Here is a 4,312-nt window from a genome sequence, read left to right as displayed (position 1 = left end):
GCCAGGAATCGCCCAAACCTTCGAAGATGACTGTAAGTCGGCCCAGTGGGAACGACGCTGCGATATGACGACACTTAATCTGTCGCTAATGTGTGGCTTCCAAGGATCTCTGCTGGGGTTGTAAGCCGGAATCCTCGATTCTTCCGGGGCATCAAACTTTCCAGTTTACGACGCGTTAGATGGCCGGATTGCTGCCTAGTCAGCCCTGATTCGGCCGGAATTGGCGGCAAAGACTTTTCACTTTTGGCATCAATTACGGAAAGTTCTGCTGAATAAATAAGCGGAAATGATCGTGCGAAGCGCTATCGGGAAGAGTTTGATCAGGAATCGATCTTGCAGGTGAATTCATCAGCCTGTATATCCTTTCCTAAGTCCGCAATGGGCCGCCATGAGTAACGACATCACTGCCGAAGACTCGCTCTGGCTCCGATGGGAGAAGGAGGCCCGGTACTACGAAGTCCACCTCCAGAAGGACCCGTGGGACGAGTGGGTGCTGACCCGGATCCGGGGCCGTCGCGGACCGACGACTGGCCAGGTGAATATCCTTGAATAGCCGCATGAACGTCCCGTTATCGCTCGTATTCCGTGGCGTGATCCCTTTTTGAACACATCAGCGAATGAATCGACTCGATCAATCCGCAATAGCATCGCCGTCGGGCGCCCGCATCCCGGCGGCCATCTGGGCTCTCGGTTTCGTCAGCCTGCTCATGGACATCTCGTCCGAGCTCATCCATAGCCTGCTGCCGGTCTTTCTCATTACCTCCCTGGGCGCAAGCGCGTTTGTGGTAGGGCTGATCGAGGGGGCGGCGGAAGCCACCGCGCTGATCGTCAAGGTCTTCTCCGGCGCCCTGTCGGACTACTGGGGCAAACGCAAGCCCCTGGCCGTCCTCGGCTACGGTCTGGGCGCGGTATCCAAGCCCCTGTTCGCGCTGGCGACGAGTTCCGGTCTAGTGCTCGCCGCGCGGCTGATGGACCGGGTCGGCAAAGGCATCCGCGGGGCGCCCCGCGATGCGCTGGTGGCGGACATCGCGCCGCCCGAGGTGCGCGGCGCGGCCTTCGGCCTGCGCCAGTCGCTCGACACGGTGGGCGCCTTCCTCGGCCCGCTCCTCGCCATGGGGCTGATGCTTGTCTGGGCGAACGACTTCCGCGCCGTGTTCTGGGTGGCCATCATTCCTGGGTTTCTCGCCGTCGCGCTGCTGTTCTTCGGCGTACAGGAGCCGAAAAGGGACAAGTCGGAACACCGTGCCATCAATCCGATCCGACGGGAAAACCTGCGCCGGCTGTCTGCAGCGTACTGGTGGGTGGTCGGGATCGGGGCGGTGTTTACCCTGGCGCGATTCTCCGAAGCCTTCCTCATCCTGCGTGCCCAACAGGGCGGGCTGCCGATTGCCTTCGCCCCACTGGTGCTGATCGGGATGAATGTCGTCTATGCGCTGTCGGCCTATCCCTTCGGCAAGCTCTCGGACGGCATGAGCCACGCTAAATTGCTTGCGCTGGGTTTGGTCGTCCTGGTCGGTGCCGACGTCGCGCTGGCTTACAGCGACCACTGGACCTGGGTCTGGCTCGGCATCTCCCTGTGGGGCTTGCACATGGGCATCACCCAAGGGCTGCTGGCGACGATGGTGGCCGATACCGCGCCAGCGGACTTGAGAGGCACGGCCTATGGCTTCTTCAACCTCATGAGCGGACTCGCCATGCTCCTGGCCAGCGCGTTAGCCGGACTGCTGTGGGACCAGTTCGGCGCCGCATTCACCTTCGTTGCCGGGGCGATATTCAGCGCGGCTGCGCTGGTTGTCATCCTGCTCCGAAGCGGTGTTCGGGCACGCCGAGCGTGATCGTCCAAGTGTTCATGGCTTGCGATCGAATTTTCCGGACACATCGAGACCTAGACACCGAATCCCGTACCGCGGTTTTGAACGTCGCATGCACCAGGATCGGTTGAGCGGCCGATGGCGGGAGGAGCATCAATACCCACAACGCGATGATGAACAAACGCGGGCTAGAACCTAAATCGGTAGGTCGCCAAAACGTTGAGTCCGGGAGCGAAAATGCCGGATCCGTGCGACTTGTATTTCTTGTCGGTCAGGTTTTCCAGTTCCAGCAACAGCTCGTGTTGGGGATGCGGCGTATAACCCGCCTTGAGGTTGAACACAGTGTATCCCGGCGTTCCTCCGGCACCGATGCGCGGGTCTTCGATGTCTCCCTTAGCGAGTTGGTCCTGATTGTCGGCCCACCAGACCGAACCCTCGATCCACAGGCGATCCATGGGGTAGTAGACCAGACGGGCCGCACCGTTGAGCGGGGGAATCCGTCGCAGCGGGGCCTTCGTTTTCGCGTCACGTCCCTCGGTCCAGGTCAGGGTTGCGCCGACCAGCCATTGAGCATTCAAGGGATATTCGGCACTGGCCTCCACGCCCTGGATTTCGGCGTCATTGATGTTTTGGCGCTGCTGGATCGGCGCGCCGTCGGCCCGCCGGCCTACGGTAACCCGATCGATAAATCCTTCATAGTCACTATGGAAGTAAAATATCTCGGCACTTAGGACCTCATCGCGATATTTGAGGCCGATTTCTTTGGAGAAGGATTCTTCCGGTTTCAGCGAGGTATTGGGTATCTCGCTGAAGAAGTCCACCCGGCCGAAAAAGTCCTCCATGTTGGGTGCGCGAAAGCCGAACGCCAGCCCGCCCACCAGGTTGAGAGCGGGCGTGAGCCGGTAACCCAGGTTGATATTGCCGGCTACGGCATCCGTCTCGAAGCGGAGGCTCTGATCGGTCACCTCGCCGCGGGCTTCGTATCGGTTGTAGCGCACGCCGAATACGCCTTCAAGCGAATCCAGGAGGTGCGCCTCGTCCTGAAGATATAAAGCCCAGTGTTCGTAAGTCGCGCCATCCGGCGTGCCGGGCGTCAGTTTGCGTTCGGACTCCGTCACCCGGTTTCGCTCGACTTTCCGGGTCTGATAATCATCATGGTAGTAGTCGGCCCCGTAGGTCAGGTCATGGTCGCCGAAGATCCGATTCTTCAGCTGCAGGGAGAGTCCGACAGTGTCGACATCCGTGAGTTCCAGCGTTTCGATGGCAGGGTTGCGCCTCGTGATCACTTGTTCCCCTTCGCGCTGGTTGTTGTAGGAGGCATTGATACGTACGCCGTCGAAGACCCCAAGCTGACGCGCCCGGTATTCCAGGTACCCGAAGCGGCGTTCCTGCGGCTCGTAATCGAATTTCAGCTTGTCGCCCAGGGTCACTTCGCTGGTCTTGGGGACGTTGAACTGGCGGGTATACTGGCCGGCGAAGATCAGCTCCTGATTTTCGTCCAGTCGGTAGTTCAGTTTCAGGTCCGCGTCGCTTTCGTCGTACCCGCTGGGAACTTGTCGGCCAAGATTTCCGCCTCCGTCGAGGTCGTCATACAGCTTGCCGGTTGCCCCGGCGATCAAGCCGAGCTGGTTCCAGTTGCCCTCCACCTCGCCACGGAACACGCCGGCGTCGGCGGCACTTTCGTAATGGGCGGAGAGCAGGCCGTTATAGCCGAGCGGTTTGGAAAAGTCGGGGCGTTTGCGCGTGATGATGTTGATGGCTCCACCCAGCGCGTCGGTGCCGTAGAGTACCGAGGACGGCCCCCGCACGGTCTCGATGCGTTCGATGATGTTCGGATCGATCGTATTGAGATACTGGTGCGGACCGAACCGATAGAACGAGTTGTTCAGCCGGACGCCGTCGACCAGGATCAGCACCTGTTTGCCGGTCAGGCCACGGATGAACGGCGAACCGCCGCCCTGATTGGTCTTCTGGATGTATACCCCCGGCGTGAATCGGAACAGATCGGGGGTCATGGATTGCAGCGAATGGTCGATGAATTCCGGAGTTATGCTCGCTATGGCCTGTGGGACCAGGAAGGAATCCCGTTCGCTTTGAGTCGCGGTGACTACGATGGCAGGAATCGTCGGCGGTTGATCTGCGAGTGCATAACCGCACACGAGGATGGCCAGCGCCAAACCAGAACGCACAAAGTTCATCGCATTTTTCTACTTGTTGGTTCCCGGAACAGTGATACCGTAAGGTATCTGTCTGTTCGTCTCGTCTTGGCTTCAGTACACGCACGTCCTGCCAATGCACTCACCGGAACGCAGACTGTCCGTCCTTCCAGCGGCGCGCACGACATCAGCCGCCTAGAGCGTTTTCCGAATCGGTGAAGGGATTCGGATATGTAGGTCGGCAATCCCTTGCCGACGTATCGGCTCGGCGAAGGGCTTTGTCGGCAAGGGATTGCCGACCTACGTTCTCCCCTCCTGGCACGAATCCGTACACCGGGATGGAAA

General features: G+C 59.9%; 2 protein-coding genes. One reads left to right on the top strand and one right to left on the bottom strand.

Features of this window, described 5'->3' with window-relative positions; translation table 11 throughout:
• Window positions 1–617 precede the first annotated feature (617 nt).
• Window positions 618–1,835 carry an MFS transporter gene (locus ABJK70_RS20920; RefSeq protein ID WP_077731481.1) on the top strand — a complete coding sequence of 406 codons (1,218 nt, stop codon included), beginning with the start codon at window positions 618–620 and terminating at the stop codon, window positions 1,833–1,835.
• A 164-nt stretch (window positions 1,836–1,999) separates the two neighbouring features.
• On the opposite strand, the gene ABJK70_RS20915 is transcribed toward ABJK70_RS20920, so the two are convergent.
• Window positions 2,000–4,009 (bottom strand): TonB-dependent receptor, encoded by a 2,010-nt coding sequence (locus ABJK70_RS20915; protein ID WP_347258997.1) that lies wholly within the window; start codon window positions 4,007–4,009, stop codon window positions 2,000–2,002.
• Window positions 4,010–4,312: the final 303 nt, after the last annotated feature.

Origin of the sequence: Methylocaldum sp. (assembly GCF_039794385.1) — a bacterium.
Classification (GTDB): domain Bacteria; phylum Pseudomonadota; class Gammaproteobacteria; order Methylococcales; family Methylococcaceae; genus Methylocaldum.
This window is presented reverse-complemented; position numbering and strand designations above follow the sequence as displayed.

Bases quoted from the DNA above. Each gene is read 5' to 3' on its own strand.
- ABJK70_RS20920 (WP_077731481.1), top strand. From the start codon at position 618: ATGAATCGACTCGATCAATCCGCAATAGCATCGCCGTCGGGCGCCCGC.
- ABJK70_RS20915 (WP_347258997.1), bottom strand. From the start codon at position 4,009: ATGAACTTTGTGCGTTCTGGTTTGGCGCTGGCCATCCTCGTGTGCGGT.